Source organism: Microbulbifer yueqingensis, assembly GCF_900100355.1.
In the GTDB taxonomy this organism is placed as follows: Bacteria; Pseudomonadota; Gammaproteobacteria; order Pseudomonadales; family Cellvibrionaceae; genus Microbulbifer; species Microbulbifer yueqingensis.
This window is the reverse complement of sequence record NZ_FNFH01000004.1, coordinates 1-20,313: the sequence shown is the minus strand read 5'-3', so window position 1 is coordinate 20,313 and position 20,313 is coordinate 1. Positions and strand designations below refer to the sequence as shown.

The window sequence follows — 20,313 nt, the reverse complement described above, 5'->3', positions numbered from 1 at the left end:
ACTAGTCATTCTTTCCCCCATTCCCGAGTGACTGGATGTAGGAAATCAACTGCATGATCTCCTCTTCCGACACCTGTCCGGAAAAGCTCGGCATGATCGGCTGGTAGCCCGCCACCAGCTGCTTCTGCGGCTCGATGATCGAGTCGCGGATATAGGCCTCGTCGACCACAACCTCGCTGCCGTCGGCAAGCTCTGTGGTGCTGCCCATCAGGCCCTCCAGGGCTGGCGCCAGCTCACTGCTGCCGGGCTTGTGGCAGCCACTGCAGCCGAGGCGCTGGAACAGTTGCCCGCCCTCCTGCGCGCGGCTGGCGCCGGCGGCGCCACCGGCCAGCCATTGCTGGTAGTCGGCGCGGCTGAGCACCACTACCTTGCCGCGCATGCGCGCGTGATCGGTGCCGCAGTACTCGGCACAGAAGAGGCGGAAGGTGCCGGTCTGCGTCGGCGTGAATTGCGCACTGGTGTACATGCCGGGTACTGCGTCGCGCTTCAGGCGGAACGCCGGCAGCCACAGGCTGTGGATTACATCCTGGGAGGTGATGCGCAGCGCCACCGCTTCGCCCTGCGGTACATGCAGGGTATTGATCTCGCGGGTGCCGTCCGGGTGCTGGACTTTCCACATCCACTGCTTGGCCACCACGTCGATGGTGATATCCGGATCCGCCGGCGTGTACAGGTCCACATACAGTTCCGTGGCCCAGTAGAAAAGCCCCAGGAAAGAGAGGGTCAGCGGCAGCACGAAGCCAATCTCCAGGCGTCGCTCCCTGCTCTCCGCCAGCCCCGGGCCCCGCTCGCGCCTCACCCCGTGCCAGAAGCGCACGGCGAACACCACCACCAGCCCGAACAGCAGCGCCAGCAACAGTCCCGATACGCCGAGCAGGGCAAAATACAGGTAATCCACTGCGGCGGCGTACTCGGAGGCCTGGTCGGGAATCAGCTGCAGGCCAAGATCGGGATCCTCGATCGCCGGCGGCTTCGGGTCGGGTTCACTCATGGAGACCTCCTGCGCTTCAGGCCGAGCAGGTATGCCGCCAGGCCGAGCACGAACAGGCTGCCGAATACCTGCAGCAGCCGTGTCACCGCGAGGGTGTAGCGGCCGCTGTGCGGATCGAATTGATAGCAGCGCAACAGCAGCTGGTCCACGGGGCTGCCGAGGCGCCCGCGGCCGGCATCCACCAGTGCCAGACGCAGGTCGGGCGCCAGTGCGTCCAGCCGCAGCAGGTAGCTGTTGACCGTGCCGCCGGGAGCGACAACCACCAGCCCCGCCGGGTGGGCATAAGTGTCCCGCTCGGCGTCGTACACATAGCGGAAGCCCACCGCGTCCGCCAGTGCCCGGATCCCCCCGGCACTGCCCGACAGGAAGTACCAGCCTGACAGCGGCTCGCCATGGCGGCGCGCCAGCCTGCGGGCCAGCGCGGCCCCGCTGGGGGCCCCGGCGCGCGGGTCTATGTTGACCACGGCAACGCGGTAGTCGGTAGCGGGAAAGGGCAGTGCCGCGGTGGCCGCCGCCAGCTGGTCCAGCAGCGTCGGGCACAGGTGCGGGCAGTCGAACCACGCCAGTACCAGCAGTAGTGGCCGCCCGTCGGCGAGCCGCGCCAGTTCGACCACCCTGCCCTGCGCGTCGCGGAAGGCCGCCGAGGGGGGCAGTGACTGGCCAATACGCTGGTCGAACGCCACCTGGTCGAGGATGCGCTGCTGGGGGCTGTCTGCCGCGCGGGGTTCGGCCTGCGCAGCCGTGAGGGCCAGCAGGAAAACCAGCGGCGACAATGAGCGCAGCACCCTCACGGCTCACCCTCCACCGCGGACTCATCTGGCGCCGGCGTCTCGTCCGATGCCGCCTCCTCGTCGGTTGTCGGCGGGGCGGACGGCAGGCCCCGCTCGAGCAGCAGCGTCATGGCGCGCTCGATGGGGATGTGCACCACCCCTGCCTGGCGGTCCACCCACCCCGCGCTGTGCAGGCGTCGCTCGATCCGCTCGCGGTATGCCTGCATATCCGCGGGCGGGTTTTGCTGCAGGCGCGCCTGTCCCGGCGGGTCCGGCTGTGGTTCGAAGATCGGTGGCGGCACCTTCGGCCGCCAGCTCTGGTATGCCTGCCACAGCGGCCATGCGCTCACCAACACGACCGCGAGGGTAAACAGCATCGCGTAGACCACCAGTTTCACCGATGCCAGGTCCGGCTCGTGACTGCGCTGCTCAGCCATAGCGCACCTCCCGGGCGGCGCGTCCCTGGTCGCGGTGACGCCGCCGGTAAAGCGCAAAGAACAGCGCACCGCTCAGCGCGGTCAGCAGGCAAAGTAGCAGCAGCTGCCATAACCCGTCGTGGTCGAAAGCCGGCAACAGCAGCCAGCCGATCTGCAGCACATGCCCGAGCAGGCAGCTGGCCGCGGCGAGCATCAACCAGCCCGGCCGGCCCTTGGCGTGCCCGGAAAGCAGGATCAAAAACGGCAACAGGAAAAACAGGCCGAACGAAACAACGCTGACGGGGCGCCACACGCCCGCGCTGCGATGGATGTACCAGAGAATTTCATCGGGCAGGTTCGCCGACCAGACGACGATGTACTGGGAGTAGGCAAACAGAACCCAGCTCAGCAGGACCCCCAGCCAGATATTGGCGATATCGCGCCGCGCAGCAGCCTCCATCTCGCGCGCACCCAGTAACAGGATCCAGGCGAACGCGGCGGCGACCATGTTGGCACCCAGCATCAGGCCGTAGACGTCGGAATAGAATTCCGGCTCCAGCGACATGAACCAGTCGAATGAGAAAAAGGTCACCGCCAGCAGCCACAGCACCAGTCCGCCTGCATGCATACCCTCGCCGCGGGCCCGCCGTGCCGACAGCAGGTAGGCCAGCCAGAGCCACAGGGCGCAGTAGGCGAGGGTGCGCAGGATGAAAAACGTCGGGTTCAGGTAGGCCAGCTTGTTGCGCACCAGGTGAGACAGTTCCTCCGCGGGCAGGGTCCAGGCAAACAGCGCCGGCAAGCCCAGTAGCAGGGGCAGCAGTGCCGCCACCAGCAGCGGCAGCGTCGCCAGCACGGCCAGCAACAGCGGCCGGCCCTGCTCGCCCCAGCGGCCACCGGTAAGGCCGTGCACCATCAGTATCGGCAGTGCGCCCAGCGGCAGGGAGCCCCACACCAATACAGCAGCGAGCCAGGTGGATGCCGCGAGCTGCCCGACCAGCAGGGTGGCTGCCGCCGCCAGCGCCAGCAGTGCGATCCCGCCGAGCAGCAGTCTGTCCGGCTTCACGGCTGCTTCTCCAGGGCCTTGCGCTCGCCGGGCGCCAGGTCGTCGACGGTTGCGTGCTGCGACAGCTGCAGCGCGCGGATATAGACGGCAATGGCCCAGCGGTCCTGCGGTGGTACGCGCGCACCGTAGGCGTACATCCTGCCGATGCCCCCGGAGATCACGTCGTAGTAGTGCCGCAACGGCGCCGCGCGCAGGCGCTCGCTGTGCAGCGAGGGCGGTGCGGGAAAGCCCCGCTGTACCACCATGCCGTCGCCGTGGCCGCTACCGCCGTGGCAGGGGCTGCAGAAAATTCCGTAACGCTCGCGGCCGCGCTCGAGCTGTGCGCGGCTGAGTGCGGTGGGGGGTGACTGCGGGTCTGGGGCCATGCTGTCGTCCCGCGCCACCGTACCCTCCGGTGGCACACGCGCGGATTGATTGTGGGGCCAGCCCTGTGCTGCCGACAGGGGGTCGTAGCGTGGCTGGTCGCGCATGCTATCCCCACAGGCCGCGACAGCCATGAGTGCCACGATTACCGCTGGCATTCCCGCTTTCATGGCTGCAGCTCCCGCACAGATCGGGCGCCGCAACGTTGCAGCAGTTCCTCTGCCGCGCCCGGCTCGTCGCTGTGGACCACCAGGAAAAAACCGTCTGTGGAGGACTCGGAAAACTCCTTTTCGTCGAACAGCGGGTGGTGGAAACGGGGCAGGCGATTTTTCACCAGCATGGTAATGGCCGTGGCCATCACCGCATTGAAAATACCCACCTTGAAGGTTACCGGCAGGAACGCCGGCCAGCTGTTCAGCGGCTTGCCGCCGACGACAATGGGATAGTCGATCACCGCGCTGTACCACTGCATGAGAAAGGCAATGCCGGCGGTGATCGTGGCTGCCAGCAACGCGATGCGCGGGATGCCGTACTCGCGGTATTCCAGTACCTCCGCCAGGCCCGGCACGGGAAACGGGGCGTGGGCGTCCAGGCGGTGATGGCCGGCCGCGCGAAGCCGGCGGGTCGCCGCCAGCAGTTTGTCGCCGCTATCGAAGCGGGCGATCAGGCCGTGGTGCCCGCTCTCGCCGACCGTCATTCCCCGTCCTCCCGCTGTTTCTTTTGCTGCTCTTGTTGCTGCTCCTTTCGTTGTTCTTCCCGCCGGTGAATGGCGCTGCGCATATCGTGCATCGAGACCACCGGCGCCAGCCGCACGAAAGCGAGCAGGAAAAATGCGAACAATCCCAGGGAGGCGAGCGCCAGCAGCCCGTCCCATACCGTGGGTAGCGGCGTGCGCCAGTTGGCGGGAATGAAGTCGGCATGGGTACTGGTGAACAGGATCTGGTAGCGCTCCAGCCACATACCCACGTTGCTGGTGATCGCCAGCGCGAACAGCGCCCAGGGCGAGCGGCGCACGCGCCGGAACCACAGGAACTGCAGCAGCACCACGTTGCAGAAGATCATCGCCCACCAGGCGGGTGCATAGGGGCCGGTCCAGCGGTCGAGGTAAACCGCGCGCATATAGATATCACCCGAGTACCAGGCGGTGAATATCTCCTGGCTGTAGGAGTAATTCACGATCAACCCGAATAGCAGCATCATTCGCCCGAGATAGTCCAGGTGCCTGCGGGTGATCAGGTCCTGCAGGCCATAAAAGGAGCGGGTAACCACCGCCAGCAGGGCCACAGTGGCGAATCCGGAGAACAGCGCCCCGGCGACGAAATAGGGCGGGAAAATGGGGAAGTGGAAGCCCGGCACCAGCGACACGGCCAGGTCCAGGGAAATGATGCCGGTGACCGATACCACGATCGGCGCGGCCACCGCTGCCAGCACCCCGTTTGCCTGTTCGTAGCGCGCCCAGTGCAGCGCCGAGTTGCGCCAGCCCAGTGCCAGCACGCCATAAAATATCTGCTGCCAGCGGGAGCGCGCGCGGTCGCGCAGGGTGGCGAAATCCGGCAGCAGGCTGAAGTAAAGGAAGCCCAGGGTGAAGACGAAATAGGTGGAAATCGCAAAGAAGTCCCAGACCAGCGGGCTGCGCCACTGGGGCCAGAGGCCCATGGTGTTCGGGTAGGGCAGCAGGAAATGCATCAGCTGCGGCCGGCCCAGGTGCACGATGGCGTAGAAGCCGGCACAGACGATGGCGAACATCGCCATCGCCTCGGCCAGGCGCGCCACCGGCGCCCGCCAGGGCTGGCGTGTCAGCAGCAGCACGGCCGAGATCAGCGTGCCGGCATGGGCGATACCGATCCACCAGATGGTGTTCACGATCGGGAAGCCCCAGGCTACCGGGATATTGATGCCAAACAGGCCGACACCGGTAGCGAAGACGATCACCAGGCAGAGCACGAACAACAGTGCCAGCACCGCGGACACCAGGAAGGCCAGCAACCAGCGGCCGCGCGAGCGCGGCGCCAGCACCAGGCCGGCGATGCGCTCGGTCATGCTCGCGTGGGTCAGGTCCGCCGGCAGCAGGTTCTCCTGCGGATTCTCTGCCATGTCCTAGTCCTTGGCATCCTCGTCCTGTAACGCGGGATTGGGGTTGTGCACCGCGGCCAGGTAAGTGGTGCGCGGGCGGGTGTTGCGATCTTCAAGCATGGCATAGTTGAGCGGGTTGCCCCGCAGCCGCCTGACTTCACTGTCCGGCCGTGCCAGGTCACCGAAGACGATGGCCTGCGTGGGGCAGGCTTGCTGGCAGGCGGTCTGCAATTCCCCCTCGGCAATATCCCGCTGCTCGCCCTCCGCCTGCCGGCGCGCACCGACAATCCGCTGTACACAGTAGGTGCATTTCTCCATTACCCCCCGGGCGCGCACGGTGACGTCCGGGTTGTGCACCGCCGGTGGCGCGGGGTAGCGGGCCCCCTCGCCGGTGAAGTCGAACCAGTTGAAGCGGCGCACCTTGTAGGGACAGTTCTGCGAGCAGTAGCGGGTGCCGACGCAGCGCGGGTAGACCATCTGGTTGAGCCCGTCACCGGAATGCAGGGTTGCCCCCACCGGGCATACATACTCGCAGGGTGCGTTCTCGCACTGCATGCAGGGTACCGGCTGGAAAGTGGTGCGCGGCTGCAGTGCGGTGGGCGCAAAATACCGGTCTACCCGCAGCCAGTGCATCTGGCGCCCACGGGAGACTTCCTGCGCCCCCACCACCGGGATATTGTTTTCCGCCTGGCAGGCGGTCACGCAGGCATTGCAGCCGATGCAGGCCGACAGGTCTATGGCCATGGCCCAGGCATGGCGCCCCTCGCCGATGCCCGCAGGCTCCGGTTCCGGATAGAGCGATGCCTCCGGCGCATGCCCCCGGGCGAATCCCGGGTTGCGCCGGTATTCGCCCAGGTCCGCGGCGCGCACCAGGTCGCGGCCCTCCATGCTGTCGTGGACCTGGGTCAGCGCCAGGGTCTGTTCGGCGCCGCTGGGGGTGATGGTGGCGGCCGCGGCCCAGGGGTTGCCGCTCATGCGCAAGCGGTAGGCACTGACGCCCACCCCGGTGCCCACGCGCCCCGCCGCGGCGCGGCCGTAACCCAGGTGCAGGGTGAGCGCGGTCTCGGGCTGGCCCGGCAGCGGCAGCACAGGCACGGTGAGGCTGCGTCCGCCACTGGTGACCCTGACCAGGCTACCCACCTCCAGTCCCTCGCGCTCGGCGAGGCTGGGGCTCACCAGCAGCGCGTTGTCCCAGGTGAGTGCGGTGAGGGGGCGCGGCATCTCCTGCAGCCAGCCGTTGTTGGCATAGCGCCCGTCCCAGAGGGCGGCGTCCGGACGGAATTGCAGGGTGAGCCCGTTGGCTGCCGGCCGGGGGGCGGGCAGGCTGCTGCGCCAGTCCGCGCGCGGTGAGGCCTCTACCGGCGTGGCCGCGCTGCCGGACACCAGGCCCTTGCGCAGGGTGGTGCGCCAGAAGGTCTCGAAGTCCCCGCCCTCGCCCCGCTGCGTGAATTCCTCTTGCCAGTAATCCCGCACCAGCTTGCGCGCTTCCTCTTCGCCGTCCTGCCCGAGTGCGTGCAGGAACTGCAGCGCCGACCTGCCGCCGCGCAGCGGCCGGATCAGCGGCTGCAGCGGCGCCGTGCTGCCGTCGAAAGCACGCGTATCGCCCCAGCTCTCCAGCGGGTGCGCGGCGGGAATGTGCCACTGGCAGAGCCGTGCGGTTTCGTCCAGGTACTCGCCCCAGTGCAGCCGCCAGGGCACCCGCTCCAGTGCCTGCACGAAGTCGAGGTCCGCGGGGGCGGTGTAAACGGGATTGGTATCGAACAGCACCAGGCTGTCGATCTCGCCGGCGTTGATGGCAGTAATCAGGTCTGCCAGCGGCCGCGCCTGCTCGTCGAATCCCACCGGCGTCATCCATTCCACCGCAGCTGACCCAAAGGCACCCAGCTTGTGGTTGATGGCCTGCGCCAGGGCATGCACCGCCGCCGGCTGCTGGTCGCCGGGCACCACCAGCGCGGCACCGGCGTGGTCCTGCAGATCCCGCGCCAGCGCCTCTATCCAGTGCGCGGGTACCGGGGCCTGGAGGGGCGGCGGGATATCGATGCCCAGCGCAATGGCCAGCTGGCGCGCGGCGTCCTCCACCTGCGGGTAGGGCAGGGCCAGGCGGTGGTCGGCACTGGCGCCGGTGACACTGGGGGTGGATTCCAGCGCATACAGGCGGGCGAGCTTTTTCGCTCCCGGCGCATCTTTGCCAAGCCGCGGTGAGCGGCGCGCGGTGAAGTCACGCGCGTAGCGCAGGAAGCCCGGCTGTGCCTGCATGAAGTCCGCATCCAGCGACACCGCCACCGCCACCCGGTCGAACCGGTAGCGCGGCTCCAGGGCGCGGCCGAACAGCATTTCGCTGCCGGCGAAGACTCCTTCCCGGTCAACCGGCTCATGCACGAACCAGCGGGCCTGGGGCCAGCGCTCGCGCAGCGCGTCGATGCGTGCACGCTGGCTGGGTGAGGCTACCGTGCCGCTGACAAACGCCAGGCCGCCGCCGCGTCGCGCATTCCACTGCTGCCGCCGGTCGCCCAGCTCCCGCTGGAAATCGCCGTAGCTGGCAATCTCGCCGCGGTTGCGCACCGAGGCGGAGCGGTCTGGATCATAGAGCGACAGCACCGAGGCCTGGCTGATGGCGTCGCAGGCGCCGAGACTCGCGGGGTGGTGCGGGTTGCCCTCCAGCTTGATCGGCCGGCCCTCGTGGCTCTCCGCCAGCACGCCGTGGGCGTAGCCACCGACGAAGGCCGCGCTGGCGTAATAGCGCGGCAGGCCGGGGACCAGCTGCTCCGGCTGCTCTACGTAGGGCACCAGTACCTCGCGCGGTTCGCGGGTACAGCCGGGCAGCCCGGCCAGGGCCATGCTGGCGCCGAGCAGCTTGAGCAGGTTGCGCCGGCTGATGGTTTGGCTGTCGCCATCGCTGCACAGCAGCCGCTCCTCGCGCGTGGCGAGCTCGGTGAGGCGGCGCCAGTAACCGGCGCCGCGCTTGCCCTCGAGCCCGTCCGGTTCGCCGGCGCCATCTTGCGCTTCACCACGCTCTATCGGTGGCATGTTATGCACTCGGTCAGTCGGTTCGTGTGGATGGCATACTGCTTCAACAGCGTATGTCCGCTGGTGGCGGCCCGGGCTTCCGACGCCGGCTCGATACCCATGGCGGTGATCTGTCCCGGTGGGCGCAGGGAGGGCCCGGGATTGCGGTGGCAGTCCAGGCACCACTGCATGGTCAGCGGCGCCGCCTGGCGCATCAGCGGCATGCGGTCCACGCGGCCGTGGCAGCTTTCGCAGCCGATGCCGTTGGTCACGTGCACCCGATGATTAAAGTAGACAAAATCGGCCAGCTTGTGGACGCGGATCCAGCGCAGGGGAATATCGCGCTCGAGGCTGTCGCGCACCGGCGCGAGCATCTGCGCATTGGTCCACAGCTGTGAGTGGCAGGACATGCAGGTGTGGGTATCGGGCAGCCCGGCAAACGGGGATTTCTCCACCCCGGTATGGCAGTAGCGGCAGTCGATGCCCAGGCCCGCCACATGGTGCTGGTGGCTGAAGGGCACCGGCTGTTCCGGTACCGCGCCCTGGCCGGTGAGGTAGGGGGACCGGTCGATGAAATAGGCCACCACCGCCAGCGCCACAATGGCCAGGCCGCCGCTGGCGAGCAGTATGCGCACCAGCCCGTCCGTTCTGCGGTGGAATATCTGTGGCATGGAGTCCTTTCGCGCGGCGGGTCCCTTTTCCGGTACTAGCAGACTAGCGCATCTGGCGGCGGGCGGTTTGCGGCGGCGGTGGCGGCGGGCAAATACCGGGCACAAAAAAAGGCGGGCACCTGGCCCGCCTTTTTCTGTGGTTGCTGAGCGCTTACTTCTTGGCGCGCTTGCGCATGTTCTCCTGCAGGATCTTCTTGCGCAGGCGCAGGTGGTTCGGGGTCACCTCCACCAGCTCGTCGTCCTCGATGAACTCCAGCGCCTGCTCCAGGGTGTGGCGGATCGGCGGGGTGAGGGTCAGGGCCTCGTCCGTGCCGGCAGCGCGCACGTTGGTCAGCTGCTTGGCCTTGGTGGGGTTTACCACCAGGTCATTGTTGCGTGAGTGAATACCCACTATCTGGCCCTCGTAGACCTCCTCACCGTGACCCAGGAACAGGCGGCCGCGGTCCTGCAGGGCGTACAGGGCGTAAGCCAGGGTCTTGCCCTTGACCATGGAGACCATTACGCCATTGATACGCTTGCCCACGTCGCCCATCTTCACCGGACCGTAGTGGTCGAAGATGCTGGTCATGATGCCGGAGCCGCTGGTCATGGTCAGGAACTGCGAGCGGAAGCCGATCATGCCGCGCGACGGCACGATAAAGGTCAGCCGCACGCGGCCCTTGCCATCCGGTTCCATGTTCTTGAGTTCCGCCTTGCGCAGGCCCAGCTCTTCCATCACCGCGCCCTGGTGCTGCTCCTCGACGTCGGCCACCACCTCTTCAAAGGGTTCCTGGATTTCGCCGTCGACTTCTTTCTGCACCACTTCCGGGCGGGAAACACCCAGCTCGAAACCTTCCCGGCGCATGGTCTCGATCAGCACCGACAGGTGCAGTTCACCGCGGCCGGAAACCTTGAATTTCTCCGGGGAGTCGCCCTGCTCCACCCGCAGCGCCACGTTGTGGATCAGCTCCTGTTCCAGGCGCTCCTTGATATTGCGCGAGGTGACGAACTTGCCGTCCTGGCCGGCGAAGGGCGAGTCGTTGACCTGGAAGGTCATGCTCACGGTGGGCTCGTCCACGGAGAGGGCCGGCAGCGCCTCGGGGTTTTCCGGGTCGCACAGGGTGTCGGAGATGTTCAGTTCGCCCACACCGGTGATGCAGACGATATCGCCGGCGCTGGCCTGTTCCACTTCCACCCGCTCCAGGCCCAGGTAACCCATCACCTGCAGTACCTTGGCCTTGCGCTGGTTGCCCTCGCGGTCCAGTACTACCACCTGCTGGTTGGGCTTGAGGGTGCCGCGGGTAATGCGGCCCACACCGATTACGCCCACATAGCTGTTGTAGTCCAGTGCGGAGATCTGCATCTGGAAGGGACCCTTCTCGTCGACCCTAGGCGCTTCCACCTTGTCCACGATCATCTGGAACAGGGGCGTCATGTCGTCCGCCATATCGGTGTCGTCCAGGCCAGCGATGCCGTTCAGGGCGGAGGCGTAGACCACCGGGAAGTCCAGCTGCTCGTCGGTGGCGCCGAGGCTGTCGAACAGGTCGAATACCTGGTCCATGACCCAGTCCGGGCGCGCGCCCGGACGGTCGATCTTGTTGATCACCACGATCGGGTTGAGACCCTGCTCGAAGGCCTTCTGGGTCACGAAGCGGGTCTGCGGCATGGGGCCGTCAACGGCATCCACCAGTAGCAGTACCGAGTCGACCATGGACAGCACCCGCTCCACCTCGCCGCCGAAGTCGGCGTGCCCGGGGGTATCGACGATGTTGATGCGGTAGTCGTGCCAGCGGATGGCGGTGTTCTTGGCCAGGATGGTGATGCCGCGCTCACGCTCCTGGTCGTTGGAGTCCATCACACGCTCCGCGCCCTCGTCGCGGCGGTCCAGGGTGCCGGACTGCTGCAGCAGCTTGTCCACCAGGGTGGTCTTGCCGTGGTCTACGTGGGCGATGATCGCAATATTGCGCAGGTTGTCTATCACTATGAACCTCTGAGGGGTAAAGCGCGCAGTCCCCTGACTGTCGCGTCAAATGTATCGGGGCGGGGGCTGACGGGCAGCGGCTCTCCGGCCAAAGGCGGCGATTATAGTGGCCAAGCGTGACAACTGCGAGCAAAGATCGCGTAAAAATTCACCAATTTGGCCGGGAGGGCGCCCGGATAACCCGCTCCGGGGGAGCGGGGGTGGGAAATCAGTCGGGCCGATGCGGCAGGTGCGGGCGCAGCACGGCCACGTTGCGGTAGCCGGCGTCCAGCAGGTGTGAGGCGTGCAGCTTGCTCATCACGCCGCGGCTGCAGTACAGCAGGTACTTCTTCTCCGGGTCCAGCTGGGCGAAGGCGTTGTTGAGCCGGTAGAAGGGAATGGTCTCCACTTCGCTGCCCTCCAGCTCCAGCGGGTCTACCTCTTCCTCGTCCGGATGGCGGATATCGATCACTACCGCATCGCCCGGCTCCTCGACCACCTCCACGTCGGGCGTGCCCTCGGCGACCTCTTCCATCACCCGGTCGATGTTCTGCAGCTCGCGCTCGCTGATGGCGCGGTCCAGCACGCTGAAATCGAAGTGATTCTCCACTTCCAGCACCCGCTCCATCTTAGCGCGGGTGGTGGGCTTGACCGAGATGACGCCGCAGTACTCGGGCATGTTGGCCGCGAACTCCTCGGTGCCGATCGCGCGGGCGGTGCGGATGATGTCGCTCTTGTCGCTGGTAATCAGCGGGCGCAGTACCAGGGTGTCGGTGACGCTGTCGATGACCTTCAGGTTCTTGAGGGTCTGGCTGGAGACCTGGGCGATGGCCTCGCCGGTCACCACCGCATCCACCTCCAGCTCGTTGGCGATGGCGGTGGCAGCGCGCAGCATCATGCGCTTCAGCACCACGCCCATATAGGAGTCGTCCACATTCTCCAGGATCTCTGCCACCACGCCCTCGAAGGGCACGGTGACGAACTTCACCCGGTGGGAAGAGCCGTAGCGGTTCCACAGGTAGTAGGCCACCTCCTTCACGCCCAGCTCGTGCTCGCGCCCGCCCAGGTTGAAGAACAGGTAGTGGGTGCGGATGCCGCGCTTGATGGTCAGGTAGCTGGCCACGGTGGAATCGAAGCCGCCGGACACCAGTGACAGCAGCGGGTCCTGGGTGCCCAGCGGGAAGCCGCCGAGGCCAGTGTGCTGCTGCTCCACCACATTCAGCTTGTCGTGGCGTATCTCCAGCCTGACGGTCACGTCCGGGTTCTTCAGTTTCACCCCGGCAGCATTGGTGTTCTTGTTCAGGCCGCCGCCCACATACTGTTCCACGTCCAGCGACTGGAAGTCGTGCTTGCCGCTGCGCTTCACCCGCACGCAGAAGGTCTTGCCGTCCAGTTTGTCGCCCCACACCGACAGCGTCTTCTCGTAGATGTCGTGCAGGTCGCCGAGCGGGTACTGGCGCACGCGGGCGAAATTGGCGATGCCGGGGGTGTGCGCCAGCACCTCCTCGATGCGGTCGGACAGGTGGGCCACCGCGTCCGGCGCGATCACCTCGATTTTCTCCCAGTCCTTCAGCACCTTGATGCGGTCATCCAGGCGGTGCAGCAGGATGCGCAGGTTGTCCTTGAGCTGCCGGGACATGCGCTTGCGCACCGGGTTGCTCTTGATGGTGATCTCGGGGAAAAACTTGACGACAAAATGCATATTGGGCTGCTGACCGGGTACCGCGGGTTGATGATGAGCACGGAATTATAAACAGTCTGGCTGTAAATTCACCGGGCGATGAGCGCGCACCCGGTGGCGCTGGCGACATGTTGATTGATGTGCTGCACTGGATTTGTGCGACACGGCGCGATTGCGCGCCATTTTGGTGCGTTCGTCGGTGGCCGGCGCTGGAATTTCCATCTAACCTGCTTCAATCGGCACCGCCACCGGGCACCGTGCAGCGGCAGCCGTGGCCCCGGCGCCATTGCCCCAATTTGGCACACTCCTTGCTTCAGTACTGACCACGAACAGTACGCCGTCGCTCGAGAGTCGAGCCTCACCAAGGGCTAACGTTCAGCGACCTACAACCTTTCAAGACCTGGAGGACAGCAATGTCAGCTAAAACGCTCGGTTTGATCAAAGAGAGTGAAGCCAAATGGGTGGACCTGCGCTTCACCGATTCCAAGGGTAAGGAGCAGCACGTCTCCCTGCCGGTTTCCGAAGTCGACGGCGAGTTTTTCGAAGAGGGCAAGATGTTCGACGGCTCCTCCATCGCCGGCTGGAAGGGCATCAACGAGTCCGACATGATCCTGATGCCGGATGACGAGTCCTCCTTCCTGGACCCCTTCACCGACGAGCCGACCGTGATCGTACGCTGTAACATCGTCGAGCCGTCCACCGGCCAGGGTTACGAGCGCGACCCGCGTTCCATCGCCCTGCGCGCCGAGGAATACCTGAAGTCCACCGGCCTGGGCGACACCGCACTGTTCGGTCCGGAGCCCGAGTTCTTCGTATTCGACGACATCACCTGGGGTGCCGAGATGGGCGGCGCCTTCTACAAGATCAACTCCGAGGAAGCGGCCTGGTCCTCCGGCATGAACCTGCCGGAAGGCAACATCGGTCACCGCCCGGGCGTGAAGGGTGGCTACTTCCCGGTACCGCCGGTCGACTCCCTGCACGACATTCGTGCCGCCATGTGTTCCGCCATGGAGCAGATGGGCCTGCAGATTGAAGTGCACCACCACGAAGTGGGCACCGCCGGCCAGTGCGAGATCGGCGTCGGCGCCAACACCCTGACCAAGAAGGCGGACGAGGTGCAGATCCTGAAGTACGCGGTGCACAATGTGGCCCACGCCTACGGCAAGACTGCCACCTTCATGCCCAAGCCGCTGGTGGGCGACAACGGTTCCGGCATGCACATCCACATGTCCTTCAGCAAGGACGGCGTGAACCAGTTTGCCGGTGACGGCTACTCCGGCCTGTCTGACACCGCCCTGTACTACATCGGCGGTATCATCAAGCACGCGCGTGCCATCAACGCCTTCGCCAATGCCTCCACCAACTCGTACAAGCGACTGGTGCCGGGCTTCGAGGCGCCGGTGATCCTGGCCTACTCCGCGCGCAACCGTTCCGCTTCCATCCGCATCCCGTATGTGGCGAGCCCGAAGGGCAAGCGCATCGAGGCCCGCTTCCCGGACCCGACCGCCAACCCTTACCTGGTGTTCGCCGCCATGCTGATGGCCGGCCTGGACGGTATCAAGAACAAGATCCACCCGGGCGACCCGGCCGACAAGGACCTGTACGACCTGCCGGCGGAAGAAGTGGCCGAGTACCCGACCGTTGCCTCCAGCCTGGAAATGGCCCTGGACGCGCTGGACGAGGACCGCGCCTTCCTGACCGAGGGTGGCGTGTTCTCCGACGACGCCATCGACGCCTACATCGAGCTGAAGCGCGCGGAAGTAGAGCGCCTGAACATGACCACCCACCCGGTCGAGTTCGACATGTACTATTCCGTGTAAAAACGCTGGTCCATGTAAGCACGCCCGCGTGAACAGAAAGCCCGCACCGTCTGGTGCGGGCTTTTTTATTGCGGGTAAACTAGCCTTTTAGCTAGCGGTATCCGCGGCAAGCCGAGCGGCATGCGGCAAAGCCACGGCGGAACCGCCACCGAGGCAGGAGTGCCTATGTATACACACCAGATCATCACCGCAGCCCTGGTTGCGCTGCTGTCGGCAGTCGCGCTGGCCGGGGATTCCGGCGAGTCTTCCGACGCCGATGCGGGTGCCGAGCGCGCTGCCGGCAGTTCTATCTACCGTGTGGTGGGGCCGGACGGCAAGGTCACCTTCACCGACGTGCCGCCAAAAGACGGCAAGGCCCAGCGCGTGGAGGTAGGCCCCACCAATATCCAGCCCATCGCCCGCCCGCGCCCGCTGCCGACGCGCAAGCTGTCTCCCCGCGACCAGGAAGACCGGGAGCGCCAGAGGCCGCTGGGCCCCATCAATTTTGCGATCGTCAGCCCCCAGAGCGGCGCCACCATACCGCCGGGACAGCGTCTGATCGTGCTGCGGGTGGCCATCGACCCGGTACCGGTAGGCGGCTACCAGTTCTTTGCCGTGGTGGACGGCCAGCGCTGGCTGGGCAGCTCTTCCGGCACCAGCCTCGACCTGTCGGCGCTGGAGCGCGGCACTCACGATATCCAGGCGGTGCTGACCGACCTGGCCGGCCGGGTGCTGGCCCGCTCCCAGCCGATCACCATCTTCGTAAAGCGCCCGGGCGCCACCCTGCCCGATGCCCCTGCGCCCCAGGCCAAGCCCGCGCCCCAGGCGCCGGCAGCTCCGGGAGTACCCCAGCCCAAGCAGCAGCGCCGCTCGCGTAACTGATCCCCCTGTCCTCCTGTCCCCGGGGCGACCCGGGGGACACCAAAATAAGGCATCCCCGCTGGCTATTTTTCACTCAGTGCACCATAATGGTGCGCTCGGGCAGGCCGCGCAGTGCCCCTGCCCCCCGGAACCCCCCGCGTTCCCCTTTGTGCGCCATTTTGGTTTGCTTTTTGCACTGTCATAAACAGTGCTGACTTGGCGCGACACCTGCCGGTAACCGGCAGTCGTCGCCGCCCGCCGATTCATCCTGGGAAATTTGCATGCTGAATGACCGCCAGTTGCGTCAGCTATTGGACAACCTGTCATCCGCAGTGCTGGTGCTCGATGAGCACCTGGCGCTCTGCTACCTGAATTCTGCCGCCGAGGACCTGCTGGCCGCGTCCAGCACGCGGGTGAGCGGCCAGCCGCTGGAAGAGGTGGTGCGCGAATCCGATGCCGCCCAGCGGGCCATGCGCGGCGCGCTGGCCAGCGGGCAGAAGTACACCGTGCGCCGGGCCACCTGGCGGCTGCACAACCTGGAGACCTGTACCGTCGATTACTCGGTGAGCCCGGTACAGGAGCTGGGCCTGCTGCTGGTGGAAGTGCAGACCATGGACCGGCTGCTGCGCATCGCCCGCGAGGATGCGCTGATCGACGCCCAGGAGACCACCCGCAACCTGGTGCGCGGCATGGCCCACGAGGTGAAGAACCCGCTGGGTGGTATTCGCGGCGCGGCCCAGCTGTTACAGCGGGAGCTGCCGGACCCGGATCTGGCGGAGTACACGCAGATCATCATCGACGAGGCGGACCGCCTGCGGAACCTGGTCGATCGCCTGCTGGGCCCGCACCAGCCGGCCAACATGCGGCCCACCAACGTGCACGAGGTGCTCGAGCGGGTGGCGCAGCTGATCGACGCCGAGTGCGATGGCGAGCTGGCGATCCGCCGCGACTACGATCCCTCGATTCCGGACCTGCCGGCAGACAAGGAGCAGCTGATACAGGCGCTGCTGAATATCGCCCGCAACGCCATGCAGGCCATCGACGAGAGCATCGGCCTGCCCGAGGGCCGGATAGTGCTGCGTACACGCATCCAGCGGCAGTTCACCATCGGCAAGCGCCACTGCCCGCTGGTGTGCCGTATCGAGATCGAGGACAACGGACCGGGAATCCCGGAGGACATCCGCGAGCGGATCTTCTTCCCGATGATCTCCGGGCGCGCCGAGGGCTCCGGGCTGGGGCTCTCCATATCCCAGAACATCATCAACCAGCACCGCGGACTGATTAAGTGCGACAGCCAGTCGGGGCAGAGCGTATTCCAGGTTTACCTGCCGCTCGATACCGAATAAACGTTTGAATATTGGACCGAGACATGAGTAATCGCGTTTGGATTATTGACGACGACCGATCGATTCGCTGGGTACTGGAGCGGGCACTGGGCCGCGCCGGTATCGAGACCAAGAGCTATGAGAGCGGCGACCGCGCGCTCGACGATTTCTACAGCGACTCACCCGACGTGGTGATCAGCGATATCCGCATGCCCGGCTCCGACGGCTTCAAGCTGCTGCAACGCTTCCAGAGCGAGCGCCCCTCCCTGCCGATCATCATCATGACGGCCCATTCCGACCTGGACAGCGCGGTTGCCGCCTACCAGGGCGGTGCCTTCGAGTACCTGCCCAAACCCTTCGATGTGGACGAGGCAGTGGCGGTCACCCGCCGCGCCCTGGCCCATGCCAGCGAGCAGCAGGCCGGCGAACAGGCCAGTGTCGAGAGCGCCAACGGCAGCAAGGAAATCATCGGCGAGGCGCCGGCAATGCAGGAGGTGTTCCGCGCGATCGGCCGCCTGTCCCATTCCAACATCACCGTGCTGATCAACGGTGAGTCGGGTACCGGCAAGGAGCTGGTGGCCCAGGCCCTGCACAATCACAGCCCCCGCAGTAGCAAGCCCTTCATCGCGCTCAACATGGCCGCCATCCCCAGGGACCTGATGGAATCCGAGCTGTTCGGCCACGAGAAGGGCGCCTTTACCGGCGCCACTGCCCAGCGCGCCGGGCGCTTCGAGCAGGCCGATGGAGGCACCCTGTTCCTGGACGAGATCGGCGATATGCCGCCGGAGACCCAGACCCGCCTGCTGCGCGTGCTGGCCGATGGCGAGTTCTACCGCGTCGGTGGCCACACCCCGGTCAAGGTGGATGTGCGCATCATTGCCGCCACCCACCAGGACCTGGAACAACTGGTGGAAAAACACCAGTTCCGCGAGGACCTGTTCCACCGCCTGAACGTCATCCGCATCCATATCCCGCGCCTGGCCGACCGCCGGGAGGACATCCCGCGCCTGGTGCGCCACTTCTTCAACAGCGCCGCCGAGGACCTGGGAGTGGAGCCCAAGATCCTGCTCAAGGAAACCGAGGAATACCTGGCCGGCCTCGACTGGCCCGGCAACGTGCGCCAGCTGGAGAACACCTGCCGCTGGATCACCGTGATGGCATCGGGGCGCGAGGTCCACATCGAGGACCTGCCGCAGGAGCTGCACCAGCAGACCGCCGGCGCCCAGGCACCGCAGGACTGGCAGAAGGCCCTGCGCCTGTGGGCCGACCAGGCGCTGGCCGACGGCCGCCGTGAAATCCTCAGCGAGGCCGTACCGCAGTTCGAGCGCGCCCTGATCGAGATCGCCCTCAAGCACACCGCGGGGCGCAAGCGCGACGCCGCCGAGCTGCTGGGCTGGGGCCGCAACACCCTGACCCGCAAGCTCAAGGAGCTGGGCATGAACGGTGATACCGAATAGCGCCCATGGAACAGCCGTGATGCTGTAACCTGAATAAAAAGCCGCTCCCGAGAGCGGCTTTTTATTTCGCTGTTGCCGTGCGTACTCGTGCGCTGCCTCCGGTCACCAATTACATCCAATTCCTACCCCGACTTAATCCCGGCATGCCGCCAGAACAACGTGCCACCGCACATATCTGTCGGTACAGCCCCCACGCCTTTTACTTTCAGGCCGGTTGAAATATCCTCAAGGGCCAGATGTTGAATTGACCGCCTTGAGCCGCTGGCTCTCTGTTTCGGACTTTGTTCAAGACCTGTAAGGCGATTTCTGAAGGAGTGAATAATAATGATTTCAATATCATCCGGGGCTGAGGGGGCTTCATTAAATCGCCCAATCCGTGCCCTGCTGACCGTCGCCCTTATGCTGGGCGCGATGTTTGCCCCCATTCCCTTCCCGTTCAAGGTTCCCACGTTTGCTTTGGTCGCCCTGGCCTGGATCTGGATAGAAAACCGCAGCCTGGCGCCCGTCGGGCTGCAACCGTCGTTCCGCCCACGGTCCACCTTCCTGTGGACTTCCCTGGCAGTAGTTGGCGTGGTTGTCGTACTCGGCTACCTGATCAACCCTGCTTTGGAATGGATGTTTTCCAAGGAAGCGGACCATTCTGAATACGGCCCGTTGTACGGCAACCAGGAGCTTGCACTTAAACTATGGGCCTCCGCGCTTTTGAGTGCGGCCATTGCGGAGGAGATCATCTATCGTGGCTTTCTCCTGAATCAGCTGTCGATTCTCTTGCCAAAGGGCAAGGCCAGCGAGTGGATCGCCATTTTGATCGGTGGATTGGCCTTCGCTGTCCCGCACTATACGCAAGGCGTCGTTGGCTTTATCTCTATCGCCCTGGTTGGAATCTTCTTTGGCTGGATCTTTTTCCGCAGCGGCCGAAACTTGTGGTGCCTCTTCTTGGCCCACGCCCTGATCGACACCTGGGGTATCTATTCTCTCTATCGGGGATGGTAACTTACAGTGATCGGGCCTCAGGGAAAGCCGTATTCCTTGAATCCGTTATGCCTGGCCCGGGGTAGAGCCCGCACAACAGCCCTGACAGGGTAACCTGAACAATAAGCCGCTCATCATCAGAGCGGCTTTTTCGTAAGACTACTTACGTTCACCCGCGTAGCCGAGCCAGACTTCGCACCCGCCTGCCAGCGCCGCCGGGCCAGCCGAGACATTCAACCGCTTCCCCGCCTTATGGGCCGTTCTGGCCTGAAATAATGTGCCGCCGCTCATTTCTACAGACAGCAATTCGCAAGTCTTTGAATTTAAGGGCAATTAACATATGCTCAAGAGCCACCTGTTGAATGGCCCGACTTGAGCCGGTGGCTCTTTATTTCCGGATAAATATTGATCGGAATCTTGTAGTTGCCTGAAATAAAAGAATTTATTGCCCGTAGAATAAAGCGTCAATCTGGAAATAGTAGCGAAAGATATAGTGAGCCTGTGGCTCTTTAATAAACTGTTATGCATCTGAGATCGAAAGCTAAGCTGGAGTAAGCATGAGGCGTCTTACACCATTAATTCATTTTATTATTGGACTAGGGGTTATCTTAATCTGGTATTTCTGGCCGCCATTCATCGGCTACGCACAGAAATTGTCCAATCATCTTTCGGAAATTTTCGGCGGTGAATTTCTGACATTTGTAGGCCCGTTCCAAATCATGTTTTTAGTGATGGGGCTTATTACAGGGTATTTATTCGGAAAGGCAGCTTTTGGTCTTGCTTTATTGCAAGTTTTACCTTCGTTTGTATTGTTTGGGTTGCTGAACTTCTCAGATGCTCCTTTTTACTTAAAACTACTTTACGGAGCTTCGCTTGTAGTCGCTTCATTGTTGGGTGCATATTTGGGCGGGGCGGTTCGTCCTAGA

17 protein-coding genes are annotated in these 20,313 nt (G+C 64.8%); 6 read left to right on the top strand and 11 right to left on the bottom strand.

Going from position 1 to position 20,313, the window contains the following annotated elements; all coding sequences use genetic code 11:
• Nucleotide 1 precedes the first annotated feature (1 nt).
• The 11 genes from coxB to thiI all read right to left on the bottom strand — a co-directional run bounded on the left by coxB (nt 2) and on the right by thiI (nt 12,994).
• Complete coding sequence (gene coxB, locus BLT26_RS10605; RefSeq protein ID WP_091513472.1) at nt 2-991, bottom strand: cytochrome c oxidase subunit II; 990 nt, start codon at nt 989-991, stop codon at nt 2-4.
• On the bottom strand, nt 988-1,782 hold the full coding sequence (locus tag BLT26_RS10600) for an SCO family protein (RefSeq protein ID WP_091513468.1): 795 nt from the start codon (nt 1,780-1,782) through the stop codon (nt 988-990). Before BLT26_RS10600 ends, coxB begins: the two co-directional genes overlap by 4 nt.
• Nucleotides 1,779-2,198, bottom strand: a complete 420-nt coding sequence (locus BLT26_RS10595) for a hypothetical protein (protein WP_091513466.1) — start codon at nt 2,196-2,198, stop codon at nt 1,779-1,781. Before BLT26_RS10595 ends, BLT26_RS10600 begins: the two co-directional genes overlap by 4 nt.
• Complete coding sequence (locus BLT26_RS10590) at nt 2,191-3,240, bottom strand: hypothetical protein (RefSeq protein ID WP_091513463.1); 1,050 nt, start codon at nt 3,238-3,240, stop codon at nt 2,191-2,193. Before BLT26_RS10590 ends, BLT26_RS10595 begins: the two co-directional genes overlap by 8 nt.
• Complete coding sequence (locus tag BLT26_RS10585; protein WP_091513459.1) at nt 3,237-3,773, bottom strand: c-type cytochrome; 537 nt, start codon at nt 3,771-3,773, stop codon at nt 3,237-3,239. The genes BLT26_RS10590 and BLT26_RS10585 overlap by 4 nt, the downstream gene beginning before the upstream one ends.
• Nucleotides 3,770-4,300, bottom strand: coding sequence for a DUF3341 domain-containing protein (locus BLT26_RS10580; protein WP_091513455.1), 531 nt, complete (start codon nt 4,298-4,300; stop codon nt 3,770-3,772). Before BLT26_RS10580 ends, BLT26_RS10585 begins: the two co-directional genes overlap by 4 nt.
• Nucleotides 4,297-5,697, bottom strand: coding sequence for an NrfD/PsrC family molybdoenzyme membrane anchor subunit (gene nrfD / locus BLT26_RS10575; protein WP_091513451.1), 1,401 nt, complete (start codon nt 5,695-5,697; stop codon nt 4,297-4,299). The genes BLT26_RS10580 and nrfD overlap by 4 nt, the downstream gene beginning before the upstream one ends.
• 3 nt (nt 5,698-5,700) lie before the next feature.
• Nucleotides 5,701-8,703 (bottom strand): 4Fe-4S dicluster domain-containing protein, encoded by a 3,003-nt coding sequence (locus BLT26_RS10570; RefSeq protein WP_091513447.1) that lies wholly within the window; start codon nt 8,701-8,703, stop codon nt 5,701-5,703.
• The gene (locus tag BLT26_RS10565) at nt 8,691-9,353 is read right to left on the bottom strand and encodes a cytochrome c3 family protein (protein WP_091513444.1); all 663 of its coding nucleotides are present in this window, start codon (nt 9,351-9,353) and stop codon (nt 8,691-8,693) included. Before BLT26_RS10565 ends, BLT26_RS10570 begins: the two co-directional genes overlap by 13 nt.
• A gap of 151 nt (nt 9,354-9,504) precedes the next feature.
• The gene (gene typA / locus BLT26_RS10560) at nt 9,505-11,313 is read right to left on the bottom strand and encodes a translational GTPase TypA (protein ID WP_091513439.1); all 1,809 of its coding nucleotides are present in this window, start codon (nt 11,311-11,313) and stop codon (nt 9,505-9,507) included.
• A gap of 208 nt (nt 11,314-11,521) precedes the next feature.
• The gene (gene thiI / locus BLT26_RS10555; RefSeq protein WP_091513437.1) at nt 11,522-12,994 is read right to left on the bottom strand and encodes a tRNA uracil 4-sulfurtransferase ThiI; all 1,473 of its coding nucleotides are present in this window, start codon (nt 12,992-12,994) and stop codon (nt 11,522-11,524) included.
• 392 nt (nt 12,995-13,386) lie between these two features.
• Between thiI and glnA the strand changes: the two genes are divergently transcribed.
• From glnA to BLT26_RS16315, 6 genes are all read left to right on the top strand, one after another.
• Nucleotides 13,387-14,793 (top strand): glutamate--ammonia ligase, encoded by a 1,407-nt coding sequence (gene glnA / locus BLT26_RS10550; protein ID WP_091513434.1) that lies wholly within the window; start codon nt 13,387-13,389, stop codon nt 14,791-14,793.
• Between the two features lie 165 nt (nt 14,794-14,958).
• Nucleotides 14,959-15,654 carry a DUF4124 domain-containing protein gene (locus tag BLT26_RS10545; protein WP_091513431.1) on the top strand — a complete coding sequence of 232 codons (696 nt, stop codon included), beginning with the start codon at nt 14,959-14,961 and terminating at the stop codon, nt 15,652-15,654.
• A gap of 260 nt (nt 15,655-15,914) precedes the next feature.
• Nucleotides 15,915-16,979 (top strand): nitrogen regulation protein NR(II), encoded by a 1,065-nt coding sequence (glnL, locus tag BLT26_RS10540; RefSeq protein ID WP_091513429.1) that lies wholly within the window; start codon nt 15,915-15,917, stop codon nt 16,977-16,979.
• A 23-nt stretch (nt 16,980-17,002) separates the two neighbouring features.
• Complete coding sequence (gene ntrC / locus BLT26_RS10535; protein WP_091513426.1) at nt 17,003-18,415, top strand: nitrogen regulation protein NR(I); 1,413 nt, start codon at nt 17,003-17,005, stop codon at nt 18,413-18,415.
• A gap of 324 nt (nt 18,416-18,739) precedes the next feature.
• Nucleotides 18,740-19,408 carry a CPBP family intramembrane glutamic endopeptidase gene (locus BLT26_RS10530; protein WP_091513423.1) on the top strand — a complete coding sequence of 223 codons (669 nt, stop codon included), beginning with the start codon at nt 18,740-18,742 and terminating at the stop codon, nt 19,406-19,408.
• A 536-nt stretch (nt 19,409-19,944) separates the two neighbouring features.
• On the top strand, nt 19,945-20,313 hold a 369-nt coding region (locus BLT26_RS16315; RefSeq protein ID WP_139169500.1), incomplete at its 3' end, for a hypothetical protein.

What these genes read in the sequence shown, in the direction of transcription:
- coxB (WP_091513472.1), bottom strand. Translation starts at nt 991, where the DNA reads ATGAGTGAACCCGACCCGAAGCCGCCGGCGATCGAGGATCCCGATCTT.
- BLT26_RS10595 (WP_091513466.1), bottom strand. Translation starts at nt 2,198, where the DNA reads ATGGCTGAGCAGCGCAGTCACGAGCCGGACCTGGCATCGGTGAAACTG.
- BLT26_RS10585 (WP_091513459.1), bottom strand. Translation starts at nt 3,773, where the DNA reads ATGAAAGCGGGAATGCCAGCGGTAATCGTGGCACTCATGGCTGTCGCG.
- BLT26_RS10580 (WP_091513455.1), bottom strand. Translation starts at nt 4,300, where the DNA reads ATGACGGTCGGCGAGAGCGGGCACCACGGCCTGATCGCCCGCTTCGAT.
- nrfD (WP_091513451.1), bottom strand. Translation starts at nt 5,697, where the DNA reads ATGGCAGAGAATCCGCAGGAGAACCTGCTGCCGGCGGACCTGACCCAC.
- BLT26_RS10570 (WP_091513447.1), bottom strand. Translation starts at nt 8,703, where the DNA reads ATGCCACCGATAGAGCGTGGTGAAGCGCAAGATGGCGCCGGCGAACCG.
- BLT26_RS10565 (WP_091513444.1), bottom strand. Translation starts at nt 9,353, where the DNA reads ATGCCACAGATATTCCACCGCAGAACGGACGGGCTGGTGCGCATACTG.
- thiI (WP_091513437.1), bottom strand. Translation starts at nt 12,994, where the DNA reads ATGCATTTTGTCGTCAAGTTTTTCCCCGAGATCACCATCAAGAGCAAC.
- glnA (WP_091513434.1), top strand. Translation starts at nt 13,387, where the DNA reads ATGTCAGCTAAAACGCTCGGTTTGATCAAAGAGAGTGAAGCCAAATGG.
- BLT26_RS10545 (WP_091513431.1), top strand. Translation starts at nt 14,959, where the DNA reads ATGTATACACACCAGATCATCACCGCAGCCCTGGTTGCGCTGCTGTCG.
- glnL (WP_091513429.1), top strand. Translation starts at nt 15,915, where the DNA reads ATGCTGAATGACCGCCAGTTGCGTCAGCTATTGGACAACCTGTCATCC.
- ntrC (WP_091513426.1), top strand. Translation starts at nt 17,003, where the DNA reads ATGAGTAATCGCGTTTGGATTATTGACGACGACCGATCGATTCGCTGG.
- BLT26_RS10530 (WP_091513423.1), top strand. Translation starts at nt 18,740, where the DNA reads ATGATTTCAATATCATCCGGGGCTGAGGGGGCTTCATTAAATCGCCCA.